Below are 23,836 nucleotides of genomic sequence, written 5' to 3' on the forward strand. Positions count from 1 at the left end.
AGTTTTGTTTTTGATTAAAGTGTTTGAACTGTTTTATAAACCTGAATAGGCAAGGCAACTAAACTTTCACTTTGTTTAATAAAATCCAGTAAGTAAGGCTGATTATTGTGTGTGTCAAATCCTACCTGATCTTTCCATTCTTCCCAAATGATAAAAACATTTTCGGTTGTATGCAGGTCGTAACGCACGCATGCAGCTTCTTTTCTGGTTTCGGTAACCAAATGATGAATCATGTTTCGAACTTGTTCAATGTTTTCCTGTTTACTTTTGATAATTGCAGTAATAGATATCATGATTGTAAAGTGTTAAGGGTTAGAAGTTAAAGGTTAAGCGTTTTTTCTAAATGTTTCGTATAATTTTCTTTAAAGATGTCAATGTTTTCGGCAGTGGCACCTTTTTCAACGTCGTGGAAATGGAAGCTGTCTAGTTTTTCCATACCTACAAATTTATTCATTTTATGGAAACCAAACATAGCTCCATCATCTACAGATGTTTCTTCGAAAAATTCTTCCGGAATTGTAAAAGCAGTTGCAGGAGCATTCCAGCTTGTGGTTAGCATATATTTACGACCGTGTAATTGCCCGCCGGTTCCGTAATTAATGTCCGGATTGGTTCTTGTTCTTCCGTCGCTTTTGTAAATTCCTTTGTTGTGGCCGGCTGTAAAAACGTCGTCAATGTATTTTTTGAAAAGATTGGGTAATTGAAACCACCAAATAGGGGTGTGGTAAATCACTAAATCGGCCCAAACGAATTTTTCGACTTCTTTATCCAGGTCTATTTCTTCTTTTATGCTGGTTGTTTTGATTTCGAATTGCTTGCTGTTTGTTAAGTATTCGATTGTCCAATCGGTAACGGTTTGGTTGAATCTTCCGCCTGAATGTGCAAAATTTTGTCCTCCGTTGATAATAAATATTTTCTTCATGTCTTTATATCTTCTTATGAATTCGTGAGTGTGAGGGATAGAGGCGGTATCCTTTTGTGAAGTGGAACGGAACAAAAGATATAGCCGAAAGCCCGACCCCGCTTTTTCTGCGGGGACACACCCTAATTATTTTTATTGTTTTTGTAAAATGTGTTTAAATATTTTTATTTTACTTTAGAAATAGCCTGGTTAATGAACTCTAATTCGGAAACCGATAAATCAAAATCTATTGCTTTCGCGTTTGAAATTGCTTGTTCTGCATTTCTTGCACCGGCCAAAATGATTGTAATTCCTTTTTGTAGCGTTGTCCAACGTAAAACCAATTGTGAAATCGAAATGTGTTTTGCATTTGCTAAAGAACTTAATTCTTCGACTAAAGTTTTTACTTTTTGAAGATCAAACTGACTGAAATACCCATTTCTGTGATCGTTGTCTTTCAGTTTGCTGTCCGTGAAATATTTTCCGGTTAACAAACCTCTTTCCATCGGACTGTAAGCGATAATTCCAATGTTTTCTGCAAGGGTTAACGGAATTAAATCAGTTTCGATTTTGCGATTTAACATACTAAACGGAACCTGATTTGATGCTAATTGAATTGTTTTTTGCGCTTCCTGAATTTGTGAAGCACTATAATTACTAACTCCGGCTGCTTTGATTTTTCCTTGTTGAATTAAACTTTCAAGCGCTTCCATTGTTTCGTGAATTGGCGTTGTTGAATCTGGCCAGTGAATTTGCAATAAATCGATATAATCCGTTTGAAGGCGTTTTAAGCTTTCTTCAACTTCCTTAATAATATTGTTTTTTGAAGCGTATTTGTAAACTGGGATTTTTTTTCCGTTGTCATCAGCATCAAAAAAGAAATCGCCTTTTCCGTTATTGCTTCCGTCCCAAACCAAACCAAATTTGGTTAATAACTGCACTTTTGAACGGTCTTGAGATTTTAAAGCTTCGCCAATCATTTCTTCGCTTAAACCAAATCCATAAAAAGGAGCGGTGTCAATTGTAGTCACGCCGTGATCGATTGAGGCGTGAATAGAATCGATTGAATCTTTCTTTTCGTTTCCGCCCCACATGTTTCCGCCAATGGCAAATGCACCGTATGTAATAGTGGATAATTCAAGTTCAGTATTGCCTAATTTTCTATATTCCATAATGTTGTATTTTTAAATCTTAAATTTCACTTGGCAAAATTATACCATTTTTAAGAGTGATAACTTGTATATATTTGTCTTTTTTATGTAAATTTGCAACTTCAAATAATTTACATCTCATGAAAAAAGAAAACTTATACGAGCCGTTTACCGTCTCCTTTGAAACTTTAGATGAATATCCGGATGTTGGAGATCGCCATAATTTCTTTGAATTGGTTTATATTTTGGGAGGAACTGGCTCGCAATGCATCAACAAAAATATTTTTAAATATGATGCGGGACATATGTTTTTATTGACGCCTGAAGATTGCCATAACTTTACAATTGAGACCGAAACGAAGTTTTTCTTTTTGAGATTCAATGATATTTATTTGAAAAATTCGAGTCTGCAAAATGAAAATATTCAGCGTTTAGAATATATCTTACAAAATGCGAATCATCAGCCGGGCTGTATTTTGAAAAATCAGGCTGATAAATGTTTGGTAAAAGTAATGGTAGAAGCTATTATTAGGGAACACCAGGATAAAGATGTTTACAATCAGGAGTTGATTCAGCAATTGGTTAATACTTTGATTATTATCGTTGCCAGAAATATTGCAAAGTATTTGCCGGAACAGGTAAATGTGGGAACTGAAGCTAAAGCAATGGATATTTTGCAATATATTCAGACGAATATTTATTATCCGGAGAAAATTAAAGCAGAATCAATAAGTGATTATTTTGGAATTTCGAATACTTATTTAGGACGCTATTTTAAAAAACATGCTGATGAAACTATGCAACAATATATCAGCAATTATAAAACGAAGTTGATTGAGCATCGTTTGCAGTTTAGTGATAAACGAATCAATGAAATTGCTTATGAATTTGGTTTTACGGATGAAAGTCATTTCAATAAATTCTTCAAGAAGCAACGAGGGAATAGCCCTTCGGAGTTTAGGAAAACGATTAGAATTAGTGCGTAAACACGGATTGCACGAATTTGCACGAATTTTTTTAGCCACAGATTAAAATGATTTTTTAATTTGTGTTATTTCGTGGAACTTGTGTTTTTAAATGATTTTCTTTATAACTCTAAGTTTATGTGTATGTTTATTCAATTCTGGATTGTAAATTCCTAAGTGGTCTAAACGGTCAATGCGTACTTTTCCACTGGCGTGAATGATGTAGTTGTTTTCCATAATAATGCCGACATGAATGATGTTTCCTTCGTCGTTATCGAAAAAGGCTAAATCTCCTGCTTCGCTTTCTTCAATAAAACTTAGAGGTTCTCCGTCAAGTGCTTGTTGTGAGGCGTCACGGTGTATTTTGTAGCCGTTTAATTTATAAACCATTTGAGTAAAACCCGAACAATCTATTCCGAAAGGTGTTTTTCCGCCCCAAAGATACGGAGCATTCAAATACATGAAAGCAGTATTTATTAAAGCACTTTTTGGTTTGACACCGCTGGTTTTTGTTCCTTCAAAATCAAAGTTTGAGGTATTGATTTCGCTATTATTTAAAAAGGTTAGGGAAGCGCCAAGCGGAATTGGCAACAACAAATTTTCCGGAGCAGTAATGTAGTCAATCAAATCAGCATTTAGAATAATAGCTTCTTTGCTTAACTGATTATAATTTGCTTCAGAAATTACCTGATATTGTTTAGAATCTACCCAGCCTTCATAATCATCAAACTGAATTTTTATTCGTGCCCACTGATTTTGGCGTTCTAAAATTTCGATGTGCTCACCAAACAAAAGTTGTGTAACGATTTCACTTCTGTCACTTGGTTCAGATCGAACGGGTACTATGGCGAGATTGCAAATTCCGAACATTTAGGGTAATTTATAAGTTGAAAATTGGGAGTTACTTAAAGCAATAACTCCCAATCTATTGTATTATTATTTAAGCTCTTTCGATAACAATTGCAGAAGCACCTCCACCGCCATTGCAAATTGCAGCAGCTCCGGTTTTGGCATTGTTTTGTTCTAAAACATTAAGTAAAGTTACGATGATTCTGGCTCCGGAACAACCTAGAGGATGTCCTAATGAAACAGCGCCGCCGTTTACGTTTACTTTATTGTTATCTAAGTTAAGAATTTTTGAATTGGCCAATCCAACAACAGCGAAAGCTTCGTTGAATTCGAAATAATCAACATCACCAATTGCGATTCCAGCTTTGTTTAAAGCTTTTGGTAATGCTTTTGCCGGACTTGTAGTAAACCATTTTGGTTCCTGAGCGGCATCTGCGTAACCTTTGATATAAGCTAAAGGTTTTAATCCTAATGCAATTGCTTTTTCTTCAGACATTAAAACTAAAGCGGCTGCTCCGTCGTTTATTGTCGATGCATTTGCGGCAGTAACAGTTCCGTCTTTTGTAAAAACAGCTGCTAATGAAGGAATTTTGTCCAATTTTACATTAGTGTATTCCTCGTCTTTAGAAACAATGATTGGTTCACCACGTCTTTGCGGAACTTCAACAGGTACAATTTCATTGTCGAATTTTCCGGCATCCCAGGCTTTTGCACTTCTTTCGTACGATTGAATAGCAAAATTATCCTGTTCTTCACGGCTGATGTTGTATTCAGACGCACATAAATCAGCGCAAACTCCCATTGCGTTGTTATCGTAAGCATCTGTCAAACCATCTTTTTGCATTCCGTCAAGCATTGTTGCAGGACCAAATTTAGTTCCGTTACGCATTTGCACGTAATGCGGAATCAAACTCATGTTTTCCATTCCTCCGGCAACTACAATTTCTGCATCGCCACAAGCGATAGCCTGTGCAGCAAACATTACAGCTTTCATTCCGGAAGCACAAACTTTGTTTACAGTTGTAGCGGCAACTTCTTCAGACAAACCTGCAAAAAGCGCGGCCTGACGTGCGGGAGCTTGTCCAACTCCTGCCTGAACAACATTGCCCATAAATACTTCATCAACTAATTTTGGGTCAAGGTTAATTTTTTGAAGTGCGCCTTTAATAGCGGCAGCACCTAATTTTGGTGCGGGTACGGTAGATAACCCTCCCATGAAACTTCCGATAGGTGTTCTAACGGCAGAAACGATAACAACTCTTTTGTTCATTTTCTGTTAATATTAGTTAATCAAGCAAATTTACTCTTTATTTGAATAATTTCAAATTTTGTATCAATTCGATTAAGTTTTAAGTTTAAATGAATTTTTTGTTAATTCTATTCGTTTGATTGTGAAGTGGTTTAAAAAAAAGATTGAAAAAAGATTAAAAAAAGCGTAGAAATAGTTGTGAGATATGGAATGTTGTCTTACATTTGCAACCGCAAAACAGGACACGTTCCTTGAGCTTGGAGAGGTGCCAGAGCGGTAATGGAGCAGATTGCTAATCTGTCGACGGGTAACCGTCGCCAGGGTTCGAGTCCCTGTCTCTCCGCTTAATTTTTGCCTTCGGGGTGTAGCGTAGCCCGGTTATCGCGCCTGCTTTGGGAGCAGGAGGCCGCAGGTTCGAATCCTGCCACCCCGACAGAAACTTTGCCATAAGTTTTAAAACAAATGGACGCATAGCTCAGCTGGATAGAGCACCTGCCTTCTAAGCAGGCGGTCGAAGGTTCGAATCCTTCTGCGTTCACGAAAAGCCACTCAATTTGAGTGGCTTTTTTGTTTTTAAATAATTGATTTTCAATTATTTGATTTTTATTTGAGTTATGTGCTGTTTGTCGTTTTTTTAACCACCACTCAACGAAAATAACCTTCTTTATCAGGAAATTGCTGCACCCTTTATAATTACTGCTTTTACGTCCTTATCTTATACTTTTTTATGTAATTGGTTCGATGTCCGCGTTCGATGAGGTAACAGGATTCGAACCACTTTTAATATCAAATTTTTTGAAAAAAGTTAATTCCATAATATTTTATTATTTATTTTAATAAGACCTTTTATCGTTATTAAACTTTCGTTAGTATCTGAATTAAGAAATATATAACCATCATAATCCAGCAAGATTAAACTATCTAGCAGTTTTGCTTGATTTTTCCTTTCAGTAACAATATTATCAGTAAATTTCGAAACATTAGAAACTGATGTTACAAGTTTTGTCAACTCTTCTAAAGTGTAGCTCATGCTGTATTTATCAGCAAGTATCTGAAGAATTTTTATAAAAAAAGATAGATGAGATTCCATATACAATTGCTTTAATTATATATACGAAGATTGATGCTTTTTGGATTATTATTTAATTAATATCAGAAACTAAAAATTAATTATTGATTTGCGAATATCTATACAAATATGATTTAGAAGGACAGATTTCTCTAAATTACTATAAGTAGAATATTTTCTACTTATAAATGGATGAATTGTTTAAGGACTAAAAGAGCAAAATATTTGGACTAAAAAGAAAAATACGTTTTTCTTAATGCTTGTATCTTTGTAACTGAAGTTATGATATTGAGGATTAATTCCAAAAGAATTTCCAAAACGAAATTAAAACTGCTTTATAACTTTAATAGTTGTAGTATGAAAAAAATGATTAAAGTTCCAACTTCTTTGATTGGCTGCGATGCTCCGCAAAACTTCCTGATGTTAGATGGCTGTTCCGTAATTGAGCAGTGCATACACAGCACTGAAGTTAAAGGAATCATGTATTTAGAACAGCATTTGCTCTTAATTGTATTGGAAGGATCCGTTGTTCTGACTTATGGAAAACAGGAATATAAGTTAGGCAAGAATGATATGATTTTGCTTAAAAAAGCAACTGCTGTAAAGTATCATAAATTCGGGAATGCTGAAAATGATAATATTTACGATAGTTTCATGTTCAGTATCAAAGATGACGTTCTAAAATCATTTTTATCAACCTCAGAAATTAAGGTATCAAAACCTGAGGGAGAAATTAAGACAGGAGTTTATCCAATGAATGAATGTTTGGTTGCATTTGCCCATTCTCTAAAGCCTTACTTTTTTGATTATTCTGTGGTTCATCCCGGACAGCTTCGCCTGAAGATTATGGAATTACTTTATGATGTTGCGGAATGTAACCGAAATATGTTTTTACAAATTCTCCAGCTGCACGAGCCTGTAAGAACTGATATCCGTAATGTGGTAGAACAGCATTATGCTTCACCGGTTTCTGTTGCCGAACTCGCTTATCTTTCCGGAAGAAGTTTGTCAAGTTTTAAAAGAGATTTTCAGAATATATACAATGTGGCACCGGCAACCTGGATCAGAGAAAAAAGATTGGAAAAGGCAAAAGATATGCTGGAAACTACAGCTTTGTCGGTTTCAGATATTTGTTATTCCTTAGGATTTGAAAATATTTCTCACTTTTCCAGAATTTACAAAGAATTTCACGGGAAGGCACCAAGTATCTCTCGTTAGTAGATAATTTTAAAATAAAACTTATGAAAGTATTAGTTATTGGAGGAAATGGAAGGGTTGGATCTCTTTTAGTTAATAAATTAGCTTCTCAACATCAGGTTTTATCGGGCTCAAGAAACCCAAAGGCAGAAAATAATTTTGATAATATTGAGCAAGTCTATATTGATTTACTAAGCGATGTTGATACGATTGCAGAAAGTATGAATGGTGTTGATGCCATTTACTTTGTTTCCGGATCACGAGGGAAAAACCTTTTACAGATTGATTTACACGGAGCGATAAAATCGATGCAGGCCTCAGAGAAAGCAGGAGTTAAACGTTATATTATGCTAAGTTCTGTTTTCGCCTTGCAGCCGGAGCGTTGGAATGAATCTTTCCTGAGTAACTTAACAGATTATAACATTGCCAAGCATTATGCTGACCTTTACCTTACGACTCAAACCAAACTCAATTATACTATTTTGCAGCCCGGAGCACTGAAAGAAGAGGCGGGCACAGGAAAAATAGAGACCAATGTGACCAACCCCGGATCTAATTCTATTGCTAATGTTGTAGATACTCTTGTATCAATATTACAAAATAATTCAACTATTGGTAAAGTCATTTTAATGCACGACGGCAATACTCCGATTGCTGAAGCTTTAGATCAAATCAAATAAAATACAGCATTCTATTTATTTGAATTACTTTCTTCCAACTTATTCTCAATTTCTCATTAAAAGTTTTTATAACAAATCTTATTTAATGGATAAACTCCCGCATTTAATATTTCCAATTCTTAAAAAAGGACTAATTAGTAAAATTCTTTGAGCTAATTAGAAAAAACGCCACACTTTAGTCATTGTACCTTTGTTTTGGAAATGGAGCTTAACTATTCTGTCAGGCAGACAGTAAATTATGCTCAAAAAAATTAAGTAATGAATAAATATAATAAGTTGTTTGCTCCCTTGTTATTTGGGAACGGAATTAGTTTGAAAAATAGAATTGTGATGTCGCCTATGACTACTTGGGCATCTAATGAAGACTTCACCATATCCGATGAAGAAGTTGAATATTACAAGAAAAGAGTAAATGGTGTTGGATTAGTAATCACAGGATGTACCCATGTTACGGCAAATGGTATTGGTTTTACCCACGAATTTGCAGGATATGATGATACTTTTCTTCCAAGTTTAAAGAAGTTGGCCAAAGCTGCAAAAAGTGGTGGAGCTCCAGCAATTTTGCAGATGTTTCACGCGGGAAATAAAGCAATTCCCGGACTTATTCCAGATGGTAAAGTGGTAAGTGCAAGTGCAGTTTCAAGTGGATCTATAGTGCTTTTTGAAAAAGAAAATCTTCCAAAAGAATTGAGCGACAATGAAATTCTGGAAATTATCAAGGCCTTTGGAGAAACCACCAGAAGAGCAATTGAAGCGGGTTTTGACGGCGTAGAAATTCATGGAGCACACGGATTCTTACTTCAAAATTTTATATCGCCTTTTTTCAATAATAGAAATGATCAATGGGGAGGTTCTCTGGAAAATCGTTTGCGACTTAGTTTGGAAATTTTAAGAGAAGTAAAAGATGTAGTTTCAAAATATGCTGATCGTCCTTTTTTGATAGGGTACAGAATATCACCAGAGGAAATGCCTCAGCAAACTTATGGACTTCCAGATACGTTCAGTCTAATGGATAAGCTAATTGAAGAAAAGATTGATTATTTACATTTCTCTCTGCTGGATGCTGTCAATCAAAAACCAATAGATTCAGAATTTTCTAAAGAACCAATATCAGTTCTATTAAATAATTATGTTAATAACAGAGTTCCTGTTTTGGTTGCCGGAGGTATTACAAAACCTGTAATGGCTGATCAAGTTCTAGACTATGGTGTTTCTATGGTGGCAATCGGAAGGACTTTGATTGTTAATCCTGATTGGGTAGAATTAACTCAAAATGGACAAGAAGATAAAATCACTTCAATTCTTAAACTAGCAACAGTACAAGACAAAAAAATCCCATCAAAATTAATGACCATATTCGAAAAACTAGAAGGATGGGTACAGGTAGAAGCTTAATTAATAATCAAAATAAAAAGCTATAAAATGAAAAGAAAAATTCCAGCATTACTCGTAATAGTATCAAGCATGTTGTTGTCATGCAATAATCAAAATAAATCAATTAAAAACAATCAAGTTATGGAAGTTACAAAAGAAGAAAAAGAAGGTGTCATTCGTGCCATAGATTTTTATGTAGAAGGTGGCCGTAAAGCTGACGGTAAAATTACCGCAAAAGCTTTTGCTGATACAGCAACCATGTCATGGACTGAGAATGGTGTTTTGAAAAGTGTACCAATAAAGGTATTGTATGACGGCTTTGATAGCAGCGAACCGATGGACGCTCATTATGAATTGACTTATTTAAATGTTGCAAAAAATGTTGCTATTGCCAGAATTGAATCTCAGTTTGGTAAGAACAAATTTGCCGATATGTTTACATTGGTAAAAGATGGAGAACAGTGGAAAATAGTGAGTAAAGTTTATCAGTCAAAATAAGTACAAAACTTAACTATTTAGATATTAATTCATTCAAATAAAATTTGAGATGCCTTAACGCCTACAGGAAGGGATGATTAAAAAGTCATCCCTTTTTTATTGGATGAAGAATCTTTTTGGGGTTTGTTTTTCAAAAAAATAAATACTTCATAATACTTTAAGGTAAAAATGTTTCTTTAAGATACGTTTTCAAATCAGTTGGTTTTCTTCCCAATAAGGTTTCAAGATCTGACACGGCAATATCATACTCCTCATTTTTTATTATTGCCGCCAGTATTTGTGAATAGTAGATGTCTTCATCCTGCAGGCCGAATTCTTTTAATTGGTTTTCAAATTCCTGCGGCTCGGGGCTTTGGTACGTTATTGTCTTACCGGAGAGTTCTGTAATCATCTCGGCAATTTCTGAAAAGGAATATGATGGAACAACTGTGGTAACGTAAATTTTATTTTCGTGTCCCTCTTCTGCCATTACGTTGGCAATGGCTTCTCCCATTTCATCTCTTTTAGCAAAAGATGCCTTTCCGTCTCCAGCAGGAAAGTAAATCCCTGTTTCGATCACCTGCTCTCCGATAAAATAAGGAATAGTTTCCGAATAAAGTCCATTTTGGAAGACAGTATATTTTAAACCGCTTGCCATTATATAATCTTCAGTTGTTATATAAGAGTCAGCCAAAGGTCCAAGAAGCGATTCCTTGATATTTCTGTTTAAAGCTCCGCCTGTATAATAAATATGGCTCACACCTGACTGAATTGCAGCATCTATTACGTTTTTATGTTCCTGCAATGCATTAGCACCGCTGCTGCTGATCAGTAAAAGTTTCTCTACGCCCTGTAAAGCCTTTATAACTGACGCTTTATTACTATAATCGCCAATCTGTGCCTTAATGCCCCTTTTTTCAAATGATGCTGCTTTGACTGGATTTCTTACTAACACTGAAATCCCATTTGCAGATACCTGTTTTAATAGATTCTCAAGTACTGCTGTGCCTAAATTTCCGGATGCTCCTGTTATTAATATCATAATTATTTTAATTTAATACTGCAAAGTAAAAGCAACTTTTGACGTGTTTTTTTGACAAAAGTCAAAATCCGTTATTTCTTTCTAATCCGGCTGAGGGTTTCTTGTTTTATACCCAGATAGGAGGCAATATGTCCCAGAGAAATTCTTTGGACCGCATCAGGCTGAGAGGATAATAAGGTATGGTATCTTTTTTCGGCAGACTGGGTCTGCAGGGAGTTTACACGCTCTTCCAGAAACTGACAGCACTCTTCGGCTATTAATCTGCCGATCGTGTTCATTTCAGTATATTTTCTGTAGAGAGCATTCATATCACTGCTCTCTATATAATGTAGGGTGGAGAGTTCTAAAAACTGAATGTTCTCAGAGGATGGACGCTGATGGAATAGTGGGGTTATCGACCCTAAAATTATATTTTCAAAACCAAACCAAGAATTCACTTCTCGGTCCTCTACAGTATAATAAGAACGAACGAGTCCAGTTTCCAGCATAAACAGACAGGTGATAATCTGTCCTTGTTTGAGGAAAAAATCACCCTTTGGCCTGGTTTGAATTTTTATCTTTTTTAGGAGTTCATTTTCAATTTCGGCACTGAGGGGACCATACTGTTTAAATTTTTCTATAAGTGCGTTCATTTTTTATTACGGGTTATTATAAGTCTCTGATTTAAATTGCTATTGTAAAGGTAAGACAACGGTATAACACAAACTAATCGAGAAAATTTACTTCTTTTCTCCTATTACAATTTTACGTTGATCTAATATTAATCAAGAAAAGCTGCCTAATACTAGACAGCTTTAATAACAAATTATGATTCTTTATATTTTCTTATTCTATGATTTAACCAACCTTTTGAGATTAATTAATTTTAACTAAATGATTTTCAATGCTTGATCTTTGAGATTCGTATTGTGCAGGAAGTTTTAAGTTTTGACCTAATTCTTCTAAGCTTTCATCAACTGTAAATCCGGGATTATCAGTTGCAATTTCAAACAAAACCCCGCCTGGTTCTCTAAAATATAGCGAATGGAAATATTGTCTGTCAATCTGCGGTGTAATAGACAATCCGTATTCCTCGATTTTTTCACGGAAGTGCATTAAAATTTCATCATTTTGAACTCTGAAAGCTACGTGATGTACAGATCCATTAGCAACATGGCCGCGTTTTTCTTCAGCCAATTCTACCAAGTCAACAATTGCGGCATTTTCTACTGCATCAGTTGCGTAACGGTAACGGTTTACATCTTGTTCAATCAATTTATAACCAAATATTTCGGTTAAGATTGCAGCAGTTGCTTTTATGCTGTTTAAAGTCAAAGTAATGTTATGGAAACCTCTTGTAGCCACATCTGCTTTTACTTCATCCGTTTCCCAGGGTTTTCTGTTATCGTCTGTTTTTGATTCGATTAATTCTAATTTTAATCCGTCCGGATCTAAGAAAGTAAGATATTTTTCGCCGAATTTTTCAGCTGGTTTATTGTAAATTACATTGTATTTTTCAAAACGTTTCTGCCAAAAGTCAAGACTTCCTTTTGGAACAGAATATCCGATTTCTGTTGCCATTCCGGATCCTTTTCTTCCTTGCTGAATTCCTTCTCCCCAAGGGAAAAAAGTTAAAATTGTTCCGGCGCTTCCAACTTCATCACCAAAGTAAAAATGATATGTTCCGGGATCGTCAAAGTTTACTGTTTTTTTGATAAAACGTAATCCTAATATGTTTGAATAAAAGTTGAAGTTGCGTTTAGCATCACCTGCAATTGCAGTAATATGGTGTAAGCCTAAAATTTTATTTTCCATGGTTTTTTATATGTATTAAATTGTTATTGATTTTCTTTTACAAATTTACTTCGGTTATGGCTGTGCATCGATTAACCTAGATTAAGAAATAAAAAGCCGTTATTTTTTTTATTGTTTAATTGGAGTCAAATGTTATTCCGTAAATATTAATGCATTGTAAATTAGTTTTTTATGGTTTTAATATGTTTCCTGACTATACGATATATCGTAATTTTATGGGTCGAAATATGTTTTGTTTAAAAAATCAATACTATTTTAATAAAGCTATTTCTTAAATTTACGCTGTTATTGCACAAAATACCGTGCGAATTATTATTTATGGAAAAGCCGACAGATCAAACTGTAATTTTAATGAACCGATTGCAGGAAAGAGAACGAGAACAAATTTTGATTTTGTCAATTTGCAGTACACTTTCTCAGGCTTTGACAAAAGAAGAATTCGGTCATGTTGTACATGGCGTTTTAAAAGACGAGTTTGCTTTTGATGATTTTATTCTCGCTTCCGCTGAAGAAAGTGAAACTGAATATCACATTTTTTATCAATTTTTGCAGAAAGATGCTGCGTTAAAAAAACATATAATTAATGATGGTTTTTTTGATCTTTGCATAGATTCTGCCGATTCGGTTATTTTTGATCTAAAAACGATAAGCGAAAAAAAGAATAATTTTCCTCCACACATTACTCTTGCAAATAATAAAGGTTTTAAAAACGGAATAGGCATTTGTCTTCCTTATATTAAAGGAAACAGAAATGTACTTTTTTTGTTCTTTAAAGATGCGAAAACCTTTAACAGAGAATCCAGCCGAATTATTAGAGGAATTGCGATGCAACTTTCTATAACGGTCAGAAATATTATTTTGAGACAGGAATATGAAAGTAAAATCAACGGACTTACAATCCCGAATAGAAATCCGGTTGAAAATGAAGAAGAACCAATAATTGAAAATAACGAAGATTTTCAAGGAATTGTTGGAAAGAGCGAGGCAATGCAAAATGTTTACGAATTGATTTCGCAGGTTGCAGCTTCTCAATCGACCGTTTTAATTTCTGGTGAAACGGGAACTGGAAAAGAATTGATTGCAGCTGCTATTCATAACTTATCTTTAGTATCTAAGGAAAGAATGATCAAAGTAAATTGTGCTTCGATTCCTGAAAATTTAATTGAAAGTGAATTATTTGGCCACGAAAAAGGTGCGTTTACAGGGGCTTCAGATTTAAGAATAGGTAAGTTTGAACAAGCTGATAACGGAACTATTTTCCTGGATGAAATAGGCGAGCTGCCATTAGTACTGCAGGGAAAACTACTTCGGGTGCTTCAGGAAAAAGAAATAGAAAGAATTGGCGGCAGAAACACGATAAAAGTTAATATTCGGGTGATTGCTGCAACTAACCGATCACTTGAAAAAGAAGTTGCCGAAGGTCGTTTTAGAAGTGATTTATATTATCGATTGAATGTTTTTCCGATTTCGCTTCCGGCTTTACGAGACCGTCCGGAAGATATAGAAGTTTTAGGGAATTTTTTCTTAAAAAGACATTCGCAGAGAATCGGTAAAAAGATAAATGGGTTTTCAAAAAAAGTACTCAAAAGTATGACGGCTAACGTCTGGCCCGGAAATGTGCGTGAACTCGAAAATATGGTAGAACGCAGTATTTTATTTGCTAAAGAAGAAACGATAAAAGAAATGAGTTTTCCTGAAAATTTTAAAACTGAATCTGCTGCTATCGAAAATGATTTTTATATTAAAACATTACAGGAAATAGAAAAAGAACATATTTTAAAAGTAGTTAAAAAATGCGGCGGAAGAATTTCAGGACCACAAGGGGCTGCAATTTTATTAGGTTTGCCGGGAACAACTTTGATTTCGAGAATGCAGAAACTAGGCATTAAAAAAGAACATTTTTCAGATTGATTTATTCCTGAATCATCTTTATTTTTCCTGAAGAAACGGCCCAGAAAACTAATAAAATAATGTTGATTGATAAAGCAATTGCAGGAAATTGAAATGAAATTACGAACGCAATTACATACGTTGGAAATCCGTATAAATAATTATTTCTGATTTTTTTTATTACCGAATTTGTGATTTCAGGACGCAAAAGTTTCTTGTTGCTGCTTGCCGTAAACCATAACAAATTGTACGAAAGATTGATAAGTACAAATATTCCCGTATAAATCGCTACAGCAATATTTGAAGCTTCGCCTTCAAAAAAACGTGCCAGTAAAGCTGTAGGATAAGAAACTGCCGTAACCAGAAAAAGAATCAATCCGTTTGAGAACATAATTGCCGTATTACGGCTGTAAATCTGTTTGAAAATTTTGTGATGATTGACCCACATGATAAAAATACTGAAAAAAGAAAGCGTAAAAGCAAGATACGATGTCCATTCACCTTTTAAAAAAATCAATAATTCAGTGCCATTTTTTATCGTACTTGTATCTGGAGTATGGAGATCCAGAATCAAAAGCGTAATAGCAATTGCAAATACAGCATCACTGAAATTCTCTATTCTTACGGTTTCTTTTTCCATTTTATAATTTTATAAATATTGATTTTCGAAGTTTTGCCTCAATATTTTTTGTTTTGTGTCCTTTTCCGGTTGTGTCTTCAACCAATAAAATCGAACCCGTTTCAAAGGTTCTTTTTTCTCCTAATGAAGTTTCGATTTCTACGCCGCCTTCTAATAAAACAATATATTGACGGTCTGGCGCATTATGAAAATCGTAATCATAAGACGGACTGACTTCTCTAAATACAATTGATTTTACAGGTTCATCATCAGATAAAAATCCAATATTGCCATTGTTTTTCAACGGAACTTCGAAGTCTTCAAAATGACTTTCGCCATTGGTATCACTGTAAACCCGGGTTATCTGAATCATTTTTTTGCAAAAACAAGTTTGTTAGCCAAATCTATTTCGTCCTGACTTATAGTATGTCCCATATTGTCATAGATTTTTTTAGTAACCGAAGCACCCATTTTTTCTAAAAGTGCTGCAGTTTCATTTACTCTTTCTACAGGAACATGAAAGTCAGGATCACTGGTACCGATGAAAACCGGTGTGTTTTCGAAGTTTCCTGCATAATGATCTTCATAAACCTTATCGCCGATAAGTCCGCCTGTAAAAGCTACAACGCCACCGTATTTTGCAGCATTTCTGGCTGTAAATTCTAAAGCAAGACAAGCTCCCTGCGAAAATCCAAGGAAGTAAATATTTTCTTTTTCGATTCCGTTTTGCTGAATAGCGACAACAACCTGATGAATGGCATCTAATGATTTTGAAAATGATGGTTCGTTCTCTTCAATCGGAACTAAAAACGAATACGGATACCAGGTTCTGTTTTCTGCCTGAGGTGCAACCAATGCAAAATCATCGACTTTAAGATGTTTTGCAATTGAAAGAATATCATGAGCGCCTGCACCACGCCCGTGAATCATAATTAAAGCTTTTTTAGCTATATTTAAAGGAATACCGTCGGTTATAATTTCTGTATTCATGATTTCTATTTTTTAATTAATTGTTTGCGCGTAATTATTTTTCACGCAGATTTAGCAGATTTTTTTAAAATCAATTTAATCCTTTAATCTGTGGCTATATTTTTAAACGCTTAAGTATTAGTTATTTTTTCCAAATATCCTGATACTCATCCGGATGTCTTTTGAATTGCGCGTGTACGTACGGACAAAGCGCCAAAACCATCATATTGTTGCTGCGTACATACGAAACCATTTCTTCAAGAAGTTTTTTTGCATAGCCTTTTCCTTCGGCTTCCGGCTCAACTCCTGTATGATAAACAGTTAATACATCATCTTTGATGCTTACCGTCATTTCGCCAAGTTTTTTGTCATCAATATAAAGATTAAAAGCACCGTGTTTTTTCTCGTCTAATTCTAGTTTTATTGTTTCCATATCTTTAATTATATCCTTGTTTTATACCTAATTTTTTCATTTTTGAATGCAAAGTCTGTGGCTGCATTTTCAGCAGTTCTGCTGCACCTCCAGGACCAGAAACTTTTCCGTTACAAATTTGAAGGGCATTCATAATGTGCTCTTTTTCCATTTCTTCCATCGACTTCATTTTGCCGTTATTGACTTCTAACGGATTTGAATTATTTGATGGAAGATCCAATTTTTCGATTTCGTTTGTTTTGGCCAGCAGTACATTTCTTTCTATCAAATGTTCTAATTCTCGAATGTTTCCCGGCCATTCGTACTGCATTAATTGTTCTAAAGCCGCTGAACTAATAGTGCTCACATTTTTGCGGGAACTTGCGGCATATTTTTTTAGAAAATAATTGGCTAATGCTTCAATATCTTCTTTGCGCTCTTTTAACGTTGGAAGCTGAATCGGAAATACATTTAAGCGATAATATAAATCAAGTCTAAAACGTCCTTCGGCAACTTCTTTTTCAAGAGATCTATTCGTTGCGGCTACAATTCGAACATTGATTTTAATCGTTTTATTTCCACCAAGTCTCTGGATTTCTTTTTCCTGTAAAACGCGTAATAATTTTACCTGAGAATCAAGAGGTAATTCGCCAATTTCATCCAGAAAAATAGTCCCGTTATCTGCTTGTTCAAATTTTCCGATTCGTAAAGTATTCGCTCCTGTAAAAGCACCTTTTTCATGTCCGAAAAGTTCTGATTCTATTAACGAATGCGGCAAAGCAGCACAATTGACAATTACAATTGCATTTGATTTATGTGCCGAAAGATCGTGTATAGAATGCGCTACTCTTTCTTTTCCGGTACCGCTTTCACCCAAAATCAATACGGAAGTTTCGGCTGGAGCTACAATTTTAATTTTTTCAATTACTTCTCTTAAAAGACTGCTTTTTCCAATAATTCCTTCAATTTCGTTATCAAGTGGAATCTCAGCTAAAGTTCCTTTTTCCTGACCGAATCTGTATTTCGCAATGTCCAGCATGACAATAAGATCTCTTTCTCTAAACGGTTTTACCATAAATCCATAAGGATGGGTTGCTTTAACTGCTTCAAGAGTGGATTGGTTGGTATTAGCAGAAATATAGAGAAATGGCAATTGCATTTCGCGAAGCTCCCACGCCAGATCAATTCCGGTAAGATCGCCTTTCAGCATAATATCCAGCAAAACCCAATCTGGTCTTTTTGTCTCGATTAATTTACGTGCCTGAACCACAGAAGAAGCGATACCGATTATTTCATAACCCGCTTTCAACAACATGATTTTTAAATCATTTGCGACTATAAATTCATCTTCAACAATTAGAATTTTCTCCTTCATCAATATAAGTTATATAATTTCAGCTTTTTCAGTTGATCCTTCAAATTCTGTATTTCTGGTAAATGTAATTTTGATGTTCAAACCGTTATCATTTTTCATATCAAAAGTTCCATCAATCTGATCAGTTAATCCCATCATTAAATTCATTCCAAGCGAATTTCTCTCTGTATCTTCAAAATTAGCCGGAAGACCAACTCCGTTATCGGTAATTACCAGCTGATAATTGTTCTCCCCGATATTTTTAAGCTCAATATGTACATCTCCTTTTTTGTCAAAAGGAAAAGCGTATTTAATAGCATTATTAATGGCTTCATTTATAATTAATCCCAGTGGAACTGCTTGTGCTACATCAAGATACACTTTTTCTGTATCCAGAACAAAATTGATTTTATGATCAGTATCAAAACATTCTCGCATATAACTTATTAGCTCATATATATACCAGGACATATCTATATTCGCCAGATTATCAGATTGATATAGTTTTTGATGTATCAATGACATGGCATGCATTCTGTGCTGGCTGTTTTGTATCGCCATTAAGGCATCTTCATTATCCAAATAAGCCGATTGCGTGTTTAGTAAACTAATGACAATCTGAAGATTATTTTTTACGCGATGGTGAATTTCCTTTAAAAGCCATTCTTTTTCAAGCAGCATTTTTTTATTCAGTTCATTCTGTTCATTAATCTGTTGTCGCTGAATTTCTAATTCTTCGTTCTTCTTCTTTTTTGATCTGAAACTATTGTATAAGAACGCTAGAAAAAGTACCAAAACCGCAACACTTCCTATAAAAACATAACGGATAATCTGATCGTTATGAATTTTTATTTCTTGTAATTTTCCCTGCTGGGTAAGCAGTTTAATATTTTTGTCTTTTTTTTCTGTTTCAAATTGAAGCTGCAATGCTGCAGACTGTTTTAGTTTCTCTACATTAAAAATAGAATCTCTAAAAAGTTGATGCCTCTGTAAATGTTTTATGGCAGATTCGTATTTTTTACTGGCATGATCCGATTGAAAAGACAAAAGTTCGATCTGTGAATAGAGAATAAGCTTGTTCGATTTTTTAGCAAATTCTTTGAACTTTTCAATGTAAGCATACGTTTTTTCGACCTGACCTGACTGTTGTAAATAAATGATAATTCCGGTTAGTTTATAGGCAAGGCCGGTATCAGATTCCTGATAATCTTTTAATATTTGCTCATAATAAGGTTTGGCATTGTCCAGTTGTTTGAGCATCGAATAGCAAACTACAAATATAAAGCGCTGTCTTATTTTGGTAATTTCATCTTGTGGCGGATAATCCTTTTCAGTTCGTTTGAGCGTTCGCAATGCTTCACGATAATTTTTTTGCTGGCAATACAACGATGCCAGATTATAACTAATTGTATTAATGTCGCTTACATTTTTATTCTCTAATGCAATATTTAGTGCTTTTTCAAAATTAGAAAATGCTAAATCATATTTCAGAAGATCATAATAGGCAAGACCAAGATGATTGTAAATCGTACACAGTTGATAACTTGTATCATGAGTTTCCTCGGCTGTTTTTTCGGCCATTAATGCGTATTGCAGTGATAATTGTGTGTTTTGCAATATTCCGTAATTATCAGACATCAAGGTATAAACACCCTGAAGTTCCTTAAAACCAATCGCTTTATAAATAGCAACTGCGTTTTCCAGATGCACTAATGCTTTTTGATTTTCTTCGATACTTCCGTAATAATCAGCAAGATCTTTTAGGGCATCGGCTTGTTTTTTGTACGCTTTACTTTTTTTGTAAAGCGGAATTGCGATCTCAAGATATTTTATCTTTTCTTTTACATCCTCTTCTTCATAACCTTTGTACGCACAAAGTTCTCTGTAAACATCTGCTTTAAGAACAGGTAAATTGTTTTTTACAGAATAGGTTAAAGCATTATTGGTAATAATTAATCCTTTTTTAGAATCGCCTCTTTCTCTGCAAATCTGAGCAGATAACAGAATCGATTTTCCTTTTCCGAGTTTATAACCCAACGTATTGCTTAATTTTCCTGCTTCAAAATTTAAATTATCCGCACTGTCAAGATCTGCTTTAAACTCACCTGGTTTGGTTAGATAATAACTGCTTAAAGCCAAAAGTAATTCGACCTTTTGGCTGTCACTTTCAGCAGAAGCAATTTTCTTTTTTAACTGATCCGGATCATCTTTTGACTGTGCTGTTCCCTGAAGAGGTACGAGTAAAAATAATGACACTGTACGCCAGATGCACAGCTGTTTTTTGACAGAAATAAGAGGGATAAAATTCATTTTTTAAAGATAATATATTATCAGAAATCCGCAACTTTACAACCAGCTTTGTTTCCTATTCACGGTGATAGAAATAGCATATTATCATACCAGCTCCAGGCAGAACTAAAGTCCATAATCCGAAAAATTTTCCGGCAACGGCTCCTAAAAAACAACCCACAAGAAACCCGATTATAGTAACTAATTGTTTCTTAAAACTTAATAGCACTTCAGCATCTTTCAATCCATTTTTTAATAAATTTCCTAAATCAAGAGAGGCTTGGGTTACATTTCCCGTCATCATGGTTGTCGGACCGTGTGTTTCTTTAGCATACAATTTTCCAAAAGCATTTTGAAGCCCCATTGCAAAAACGGTTGTCATGGCAACAGTGTAAATTGTCCATTCTGAAAGGATTTCTAAATAACCGAAAACGTAAGAAGCAATTCCGCTTAAAACCAATATGATGCCCTCCCAAAATAAAATAGTGTAATGATTTGTTGCTTTTAAAGCAATTCTTCCTCCCACAATTACTGCTAAAATAAAAACAGGAAAAGTCAATAGTTTTACCCACGCATGCAGGTCTGAACCTTTAATGATTTGATAAGCAAAGACAATAAAGTTACCCGTAACGTGTGCCGAAAATATCGAATCGGCAGCGACAAAAGTTACGGTATCACAATACCCTGCTATCATGGTGAGCAGCAGGGTAACGTACCAAATATTTTTTTGTATTTCCATAAGTATGTTTTTTATTTCAAGTGTGCACGAAGCATCCAGGCCATTTTTTCGTGATTTTCAAGAAGTCCTGTGATGTAATCGCTAGTTCCGGCATCGTGCAATTCTGCTGCAAAATTGTTGATATTTTCACGTAAGTGTATCAAAATGCTTTCATGGTCAGCTAGTAATTCTTTGATGTAACCGGCGCTGTCATTTTTCTCTCTTGATTCTTCAGTAAGATGTGTTAGTGCAAGATATTCTTTTAAAGTTCCGGGCGCATAATGTCCTAAAGTTCTGATTCTTTCTGCAACAGCATCTACAATTTCGTCAAGTGCTTCGTATTGTTGTTCGAAAAAAAGATGTTTGTTGTAAAAGTCAGGACCTTCAACATTCCAGTGTGCTTTTTTTGTTTTCGTATAGAGTACAAATTCGTCAGCCAAAACTTTGGTTAATACTTCAACTACTTTGGTAATGCTTTCTTGTTTAATTCCGATGTTTGCTTTCATTTTAAATTAAGTTTAATAAATAATAATCAAGTGAATATTTTCCTGCTCCAAGCGCAAGAATTAATAATAAGGACAAAGTATACATGTAAGGAACGTCGCGTACTTCGAGTGAATCTTTTCTATGGACGACAAAATATCCTACGGCTGTAACGCCAATGGTTGGTAAGACTATAAGTCGGGTTCCAACACCCAGAATAATTAGAAACGGAACTACAGTATCAGAAAAGGTAGCGACTATTGCGTTTAGTTTTTCCGGCAAATGCAACGGATTCGGAACGTGTTCTCTTTGTCCGTTTTCGACTCTGAATTTTTTCATGCCGTGTACTCTGAATAGCTCAACAGCCAATAAAATTCTAAAAACTAAAAGTGCCCCGTTATTGAGTGTTGTTCCTAAATCTGAATAAAGGATTTGTTTTATAATTTCGATCATTTTTTTAAATTTAAAAAGCAAAGCAGGAGCAGCCCAAAGCGCCCCAAAATGCGTTATAATTATTTACCGGCACATTACTCATTCTGGCAACATCATGACTGTGAGCATGAACGTCGCAACTTCCGCTGCAACTGTGTATTTGAGAAGTCAGACTTGGTTTTGCGTCTGCTTTTGAGTTCTTTTCGATTGCGCTTTGCAAATTACTTCTGGTTGGATAACCGTTGTAAATATTCGTTGGCGACCAGTCTGGCAATATCGGAATATGTGGCGGCGAAAAAGAAGAGAAATCTCCGTTTGCATACACAATTTTTCCGTCGACAATAGTCAAATCTGATTCTATTTTTTTAATGTCTTCGTCTTCAATATTGAAGTAATCGCGATCTAAAACCACTAAATCAGCAAACATTCCGGTTCTAATGTCTCCTTTTTTAGCTTGTTCCTGCGAAAACCAGGCACTTCCTCTGGTGTATAATTCTAAAGCGGTTTCTCTGCTTAATCTGCTTTCATTATACAATTGCAGACCACCGACCGTTTTTCCAACTGTCATCCAATACATTGAAAACCAGGGATTGTAACTGCTGACTCTTGTAGCATCAGAACCGCCGCCAACAGGAACTTCCATTTCGAGCATTTTTTTAATTGGCGGCGTATTTTCGGCTGCTTTTGCACCATATCTGTCTGTAAAATATTCGCCCTGATAAGCCATTCTGCTTTGCACTGCGATACCGCCTCCTAAATTTTTCACGCGTTCGATATTTCTTTCATCGATCGTTTCGGCATGATCAAATATCCACGGTAATCCATTAAACGGAATTTCCTGATTGATCTTTTCAAATACATTTAAAAATCTTGTAATGCTTTCATTATACGTCGCGTGAAGTCTGAATGGCCAGCGATTTTCTACTAACAGTCGAACTACTTTTTCCAGTTCGGCTTCCATGTTTTCAGGAAGATCTGGTCTTGGCTGTAGAAAATCTTCAAAATCGGCAGCAGAAAAAACTAACATTTCGCCTGCACCATTATGACGGTACATGTCATCTCCCTGATATAATTTTACGGTATCAATCCAATCTTCAAAATCTTCAAATTCGTGTTTTGGTTTTTGAGTAAAAAGATTGTAAGCAATTCTAACCGTTAATTGTTTCTTCTCATTCAATTCATTAACAACTTTATAATCATCCGGAAAATTCTGAAATCCACCTCCGGCATCAATCACACTTGTGATTCCGAAACGGTTCAATTCTTTCATGAAATGACGCGTAGAATTGATTTGATGTTCGTAAGAAAGCGTGGGACCTTTAGCCAAAGTCGAATACAAAATCATGGCATTTGGCGTGGCAATAATAAGCCCGGTTGGTTCGCCATTTGAATCTCTTTCAATTTGTCCTCCGGGAGGCGCGGGTGTATTTTTAGTATAACCAACTGCTTTTAGCGCCGCTCTGTTCATAATCGCTCTGTCGTACAAATGCAGAATAAAAACAGGAGTTTCAGGAGCAATTGCGTTGATTTCTTCTAAAGTCGGCATTCTGCGTTCTGCAAATTGAAACTCAGACCAGCCGCCAACTACACGAACCCATTGCGGATTTGGAGTTCTGTCCACTTGTTCTTTTAACATTCTAAGCGCATCTGCTAAAGAAGGAACTCCATCCCAGCGCAACTCTAAATTATAATTTAAACCGCCTCGTATAAGGTGAATGTGTGAATCGTTGATTCCCGGAACCACTCTTTTATTTTGAAGGTCGATTATTTTGGTCTCCTCAGATGCAAATTCCATAACATCACTGTCATTTCCAACCGCAATAAATTTCCCGTCTTTGATTGCTACCGCCGTGATATTTGGCGTTTCAGCATCGAAACTGTGAATTTTACCGTTAAATAAAATTAGATCTGCTTTCATAATT

At 35.2% G+C, this 23,836-nt stretch carries 25 protein-coding genes and 3 tRNA genes; 9 read left to right on the forward strand and 19 right to left on the reverse strand.

The window, feature by feature from the left end; translation table 11 throughout:
• Nucleotides 1–14: 14 nt before the first annotated feature.
• The 3 genes from IHE43_RS10010 to IHE43_RS10020 form a co-directional block, all read right to left on the reverse strand.
• On the reverse strand, nucleotides 15–293 hold the full coding sequence (locus IHE43_RS10010) for a putative quinol monooxygenase (RefSeq protein ID WP_192187801.1): 279 nt from the start codon (nucleotides 291–293) through the stop codon (nucleotides 15–17).
• A 26-nt stretch (nucleotides 294–319) separates the two neighbouring features.
• Nucleotides 320–922 carry an NAD(P)H-dependent oxidoreductase gene (locus IHE43_RS10015; RefSeq protein WP_192187802.1) on the reverse strand — a complete coding sequence of 201 codons (603 nt, stop codon included), beginning with the start codon at nucleotides 920–922 and terminating at the stop codon, nucleotides 320–322.
• A 164-nt stretch (nucleotides 923–1,086) separates the two neighbouring features.
• The gene (locus IHE43_RS10020) at nucleotides 1,087–2,073 is read right to left on the reverse strand and encodes an aldo/keto reductase (protein WP_192187803.1); all 987 of its coding nucleotides are present in this window, start codon (nucleotides 2,071–2,073) and stop codon (nucleotides 1,087–1,089) included.
• A 119-nt stretch (nucleotides 2,074–2,192) separates the two neighbouring features.
• Here IHE43_RS10020 and IHE43_RS10025 point away from each other — a divergent pair, with 119 nt between their 5' ends.
• Nucleotides 2,193–3,038 (forward strand): AraC family transcriptional regulator, encoded by an 846-nt coding sequence (locus tag IHE43_RS10025; RefSeq protein WP_192187804.1) that lies wholly within the window; start codon nucleotides 2,193–2,195, stop codon nucleotides 3,036–3,038.
• Between the two features lie 87 nt (nucleotides 3,039–3,125).
• Here the strand turns inward: IHE43_RS10025 and IHE43_RS10030 are convergent, their stop codons facing one another.
• A complete protein-coding gene (locus IHE43_RS10030) occupies nucleotides 3,126–3,887 on the reverse strand; it encodes a C40 family peptidase (protein WP_192187805.1) in 762 nt (253 codons plus the stop codon).
• A 70-nt stretch (nucleotides 3,888–3,957) separates the two neighbouring features.
• Nucleotides 3,958–5,136, reverse strand: a complete 1,179-nt coding sequence (locus IHE43_RS10035; RefSeq protein WP_192187806.1) for an acetyl-CoA C-acyltransferase — start codon at nucleotides 5,134–5,136, stop codon at nucleotides 3,958–3,960.
• Between the two features lie 238 nt (nucleotides 5,137–5,374).
• On the opposite strand from IHE43_RS10035, the gene IHE43_RS10040 reads away from it, so the two are divergent.
• The 3 genes from IHE43_RS10040 to IHE43_RS10050 all read left to right on the forward strand — a co-directional run bounded on the left by IHE43_RS10040 (nucleotide 5,375) and on the right by IHE43_RS10050 (nucleotide 5,653).
• A tRNA-Ser gene (locus IHE43_RS10040) sits at nucleotides 5,375–5,458 on the forward strand.
• A 15-nt stretch (nucleotides 5,459–5,473) separates the two neighbouring features.
• A tRNA-Pro gene (locus IHE43_RS10045) sits at nucleotides 5,474–5,548 on the forward strand.
• A gap of 31 nt (nucleotides 5,549–5,579) precedes the next feature.
• Nucleotides 5,580–5,653 (forward strand) — tRNA-Arg (locus tag IHE43_RS10050).
• Between the two features lie 267 nt (nucleotides 5,654–5,920).
• Here IHE43_RS10050 and IHE43_RS10055 read toward each other — a convergent pair.
• Nucleotides 5,921–6,205 carry a hypothetical protein gene (locus tag IHE43_RS10055; RefSeq protein WP_192187807.1) on the reverse strand — a complete coding sequence of 95 codons (285 nt, stop codon included), beginning with the start codon at nucleotides 6,203–6,205 and terminating at the stop codon, nucleotides 5,921–5,923.
• A gap of 336 nt (nucleotides 6,206–6,541) precedes the next feature.
• On the opposite strand from IHE43_RS10055, the gene IHE43_RS10060 reads away from it, so the two are divergent.
• The 4 genes from IHE43_RS10060 to IHE43_RS10075 all read left to right on the forward strand — a co-directional run bounded on the left by IHE43_RS10060 (nucleotide 6,542) and on the right by IHE43_RS10075 (nucleotide 9,933).
• The gene (locus IHE43_RS10060) at nucleotides 6,542–7,402 is read left to right on the forward strand and encodes an AraC family transcriptional regulator (RefSeq protein ID WP_192187808.1); all 861 of its coding nucleotides are present in this window, start codon (nucleotides 6,542–6,544) and stop codon (nucleotides 7,400–7,402) included.
• A gap of 23 nt (nucleotides 7,403–7,425) precedes the next feature.
• Complete coding sequence (locus tag IHE43_RS10065; RefSeq protein ID WP_192187809.1) at nucleotides 7,426–8,061, forward strand: SDR family oxidoreductase; 636 nt, start codon at nucleotides 7,426–7,428, stop codon at nucleotides 8,059–8,061.
• A 258-nt stretch (nucleotides 8,062–8,319) separates the two neighbouring features.
• On the forward strand, nucleotides 8,320–9,456 hold the full coding sequence (locus IHE43_RS10070; RefSeq protein ID WP_192187810.1) for an NADH-dependent flavin oxidoreductase: 1,137 nt from the start codon (nucleotides 8,320–8,322) through the stop codon (nucleotides 9,454–9,456).
• A 120-nt stretch (nucleotides 9,457–9,576) separates the two neighbouring features.
• Nucleotides 9,577–9,933: a nuclear transport factor 2 family protein gene (locus IHE43_RS10075; RefSeq protein WP_192187811.1), complete on the forward strand. Its 357-nt coding sequence runs from the start codon at nucleotides 9,577–9,579 to the stop codon at nucleotides 9,931–9,933.
• 157 nt (nucleotides 9,934–10,090) lie between these two features.
• Here IHE43_RS10075 and IHE43_RS10080 read toward each other — a convergent pair whose 3' ends face one another.
• From IHE43_RS10080 to IHE43_RS10090, 3 genes are all read right to left on the reverse strand, one after another.
• Nucleotides 10,091–10,954: an SDR family oxidoreductase gene (locus IHE43_RS10080; protein WP_192187812.1), complete on the reverse strand. Its 864-nt coding sequence runs from the start codon at nucleotides 10,952–10,954 to the stop codon at nucleotides 10,091–10,093.
• 71 nt (nucleotides 10,955–11,025) lie between these two features.
• Nucleotides 11,026–11,586, reverse strand: a complete 561-nt coding sequence (locus IHE43_RS10085; protein WP_192187813.1) for a Crp/Fnr family transcriptional regulator — start codon at nucleotides 11,584–11,586, stop codon at nucleotides 11,026–11,028.
• Between the two features lie 223 nt (nucleotides 11,587–11,809).
• Nucleotides 11,810–12,748, reverse strand: coding sequence for a ring-cleaving dioxygenase (locus IHE43_RS10090; protein WP_192187814.1), 939 nt, complete (start codon nucleotides 12,746–12,748; stop codon nucleotides 11,810–11,812).
• A gap of 318 nt (nucleotides 12,749–13,066) precedes the next feature.
• Between IHE43_RS10090 and IHE43_RS10095 the strand changes: the two genes are divergently transcribed.
• Entirely contained in the window at nucleotides 13,067–14,659 is a 1,593-nt protein-coding gene (locus IHE43_RS10095; RefSeq protein ID WP_192187815.1) for a sigma-54-dependent Fis family transcriptional regulator, read from the forward strand.
• Between the two features lies 1 nt (nucleotide 14,660).
• Here IHE43_RS10095 and IHE43_RS10100 read toward each other — a convergent pair whose 3' ends face one another.
• The 10 genes from IHE43_RS10100 to IHE43_RS10145 form a co-directional block, all read right to left on the reverse strand.
• The gene (locus tag IHE43_RS10100) at nucleotides 14,661–15,278 is read right to left on the reverse strand and encodes a TMEM175 family protein (protein WP_192187816.1); all 618 of its coding nucleotides are present in this window, start codon (nucleotides 15,276–15,278) and stop codon (nucleotides 14,661–14,663) included.
• A 1-nt stretch (nucleotide 15,279) separates the two neighbouring features.
• The gene (locus IHE43_RS10105) at nucleotides 15,280–15,630 is read right to left on the reverse strand and encodes a hypothetical protein (RefSeq protein ID WP_192187817.1); all 351 of its coding nucleotides are present in this window, start codon (nucleotides 15,628–15,630) and stop codon (nucleotides 15,280–15,282) included.
• Nucleotides 15,627–16,247: an alpha/beta hydrolase gene (locus IHE43_RS10110; RefSeq protein ID WP_192187818.1), complete on the reverse strand. Its 621-nt coding sequence runs from the start codon at nucleotides 16,245–16,247 to the stop codon at nucleotides 15,627–15,629. Before IHE43_RS10110 ends, IHE43_RS10105 begins: the two co-directional genes overlap by 4 nt.
• A gap of 121 nt (nucleotides 16,248–16,368) precedes the next feature.
• Nucleotides 16,369–16,659 carry a GNAT family N-acetyltransferase gene (locus tag IHE43_RS10115; RefSeq protein WP_192187819.1) on the reverse strand — a complete coding sequence of 97 codons (291 nt, stop codon included), beginning with the start codon at nucleotides 16,657–16,659 and terminating at the stop codon, nucleotides 16,369–16,371.
• Between the two features lie 4 nt (nucleotides 16,660–16,663).
• Entirely contained in the window at nucleotides 16,664–18,013 is a 1,350-nt protein-coding gene (locus IHE43_RS10120; protein ID WP_192187820.1) for a sigma-54 dependent transcriptional regulator, read from the reverse strand.
• Nucleotides 18,014–18,022: 9 nt separating this feature from the next.
• On the reverse strand, nucleotides 18,023–20,302 hold the full coding sequence (locus IHE43_RS10125; RefSeq protein WP_192187821.1) for a histidine kinase dimerization/phosphoacceptor domain -containing protein: 2,280 nt from the start codon (nucleotides 20,300–20,302) through the stop codon (nucleotides 18,023–18,025).
• Between the two features lie 55 nt (nucleotides 20,303–20,357).
• Nucleotides 20,358–21,020, reverse strand: coding sequence for a YoaK family protein (locus IHE43_RS10130; protein ID WP_192187822.1), 663 nt, complete (start codon nucleotides 21,018–21,020; stop codon nucleotides 20,358–20,360).
• An 11-nt stretch (nucleotides 21,021–21,031) separates the two neighbouring features.
• Nucleotides 21,032–21,505: a Dps family protein gene (locus tag IHE43_RS10135; RefSeq protein ID WP_192187823.1), complete on the reverse strand. Its 474-nt coding sequence runs from the start codon at nucleotides 21,503–21,505 to the stop codon at nucleotides 21,032–21,034.
• A gap of 1 nt (nucleotide 21,506) precedes the next feature.
• Nucleotides 21,507–21,935 carry a DoxX family protein gene (locus tag IHE43_RS10140; RefSeq protein WP_192187824.1) on the reverse strand — a complete coding sequence of 143 codons (429 nt, stop codon included), beginning with the start codon at nucleotides 21,933–21,935 and terminating at the stop codon, nucleotides 21,507–21,509.
• Nucleotides 21,936–21,945: 10 nt separating this feature from the next.
• On the reverse strand, nucleotides 21,946–23,832 hold the full coding sequence (locus IHE43_RS10145) for an amidohydrolase (RefSeq protein ID WP_192187825.1): 1,887 nt from the start codon (nucleotides 23,830–23,832) through the stop codon (nucleotides 21,946–21,948).
• Nucleotides 23,833–23,836: the final 4 nt, after the last annotated feature.

This window comes from Flavobacterium sp. MDT1-60 (assembly GCF_014844035.1).
Classification (GTDB): Bacteria; Bacteroidota; Bacteroidia; order Flavobacteriales; family Flavobacteriaceae; genus Flavobacterium.

Coding starts and splice junctions, on each gene's coding strand:
- IHE43_RS10060 (WP_192187808.1), top strand. CDS start 6,542: ATGAAAAAAATGATTAAAGTTCCAACTTCTTTGATTGGCTGCGATGCT.
- IHE43_RS10070 (WP_192187810.1), top strand. CDS start 8,320: ATGAATAAATATAATAAGTTGTTTGCTCCCTTGTTATTTGGGAACGGA.
- IHE43_RS10135 (WP_192187823.1), bottom strand. CDS start 21,505: ATGAAAGCAAACATCGGAATTAAACAAGAAAGCATTACCAAAGTAGTT.
- IHE43_RS10065 (WP_192187809.1), top strand. CDS start 7,426: ATGAAAGTATTAGTTATTGGAGGAAATGGAAGGGTTGGATCTCTTTTA.
- IHE43_RS10020 (WP_192187803.1), bottom strand. CDS start 2,073: ATGGAATATAGAAAATTAGGCAATACTGAACTTGAATTATCCACTATT.
- IHE43_RS10025 (WP_192187804.1), top strand. CDS start 2,193: ATGAAAAAAGAAAACTTATACGAGCCGTTTACCGTCTCCTTTGAAACT.
- IHE43_RS10105 (WP_192187817.1), bottom strand. CDS start 15,630: ATGATTCAGATAACCCGGGTTTACAGTGATACCAATGGCGAAAGTCAT.
- IHE43_RS10095 (WP_192187815.1), top strand. CDS start 13,067: ATGGAAAAGCCGACAGATCAAACTGTAATTTTAATGAACCGATTGCAG.
- IHE43_RS10035 (WP_192187806.1), bottom strand. CDS start 5,136: ATGAACAAAAGAGTTGTTATCGTTTCTGCCGTTAGAACACCTATCGGA.
- IHE43_RS10140 (WP_192187824.1), bottom strand. CDS start 21,935: ATGATCGAAATTATAAAACAAATCCTTTATTCAGATTTAGGAACAACA.
- IHE43_RS10110 (WP_192187818.1), bottom strand. CDS start 16,247: ATGAATACAGAAATTATAACCGACGGTATTCCTTTAAATATAGCTAAA.
- IHE43_RS10145 (WP_192187825.1), bottom strand. CDS start 23,832: ATGAAAGCAGATCTAATTTTATTTAACGGTAAAATTCACAGTTTCGAT.
- IHE43_RS10125 (WP_192187821.1), bottom strand. CDS start 20,302: ATGAATTTTATCCCTCTTATTTCTGTCAAAAAACAGCTGTGCATCTGG.
- IHE43_RS10030 (WP_192187805.1), bottom strand. CDS start 3,887: ATGTTCGGAATTTGCAATCTCGCCATAGTACCCGTTCGATCTGAACCA.
- IHE43_RS10080 (WP_192187812.1), bottom strand. CDS start 10,954: ATGATATTAATAACAGGAGCATCCGGAAATTTAGGCACAGCAGTACTT.
- IHE43_RS10100 (WP_192187816.1), bottom strand. CDS start 15,278: ATGGAAAAAGAAACCGTAAGAATAGAGAATTTCAGTGATGCTGTATTT.
- IHE43_RS10075 (WP_192187811.1), top strand. CDS start 9,577: ATGGAAGTTACAAAAGAAGAAAAAGAAGGTGTCATTCGTGCCATAGAT.
- IHE43_RS10055 (WP_192187807.1), bottom strand. CDS start 6,205: ATGGAATCTCATCTATCTTTTTTTATAAAAATTCTTCAGATACTTGCT.
- IHE43_RS10115 (WP_192187819.1), bottom strand. CDS start 16,659: ATGGAAACAATAAAACTAGAATTAGACGAGAAAAAACACGGTGCTTTT.
- IHE43_RS10010 (WP_192187801.1), bottom strand. CDS start 293: ATGATATCTATTACTGCAATTATCAAAAGTAAACAGGAAAACATTGAA.
- IHE43_RS10015 (WP_192187802.1), bottom strand. CDS start 922: ATGAAGAAAATATTTATTATCAACGGAGGACAAAATTTTGCACATTCA.
- IHE43_RS10120 (WP_192187820.1), bottom strand. CDS start 18,013: ATGAAGGAGAAAATTCTAATTGTTGAAGATGAATTTATAGTCGCAAAT.
- IHE43_RS10130 (WP_192187822.1), bottom strand. CDS start 21,020: ATGGAAATACAAAAAAATATTTGGTACGTTACCCTGCTGCTCACCATG.
- IHE43_RS10090 (WP_192187814.1), bottom strand. CDS start 12,748: ATGGAAAATAAAATTTTAGGCTTACACCATATTACTGCAATTGCAGGT.
- IHE43_RS10085 (WP_192187813.1), bottom strand. CDS start 11,586: ATGAACGCACTTATAGAAAAATTTAAACAGTATGGTCCCCTCAGTGCC.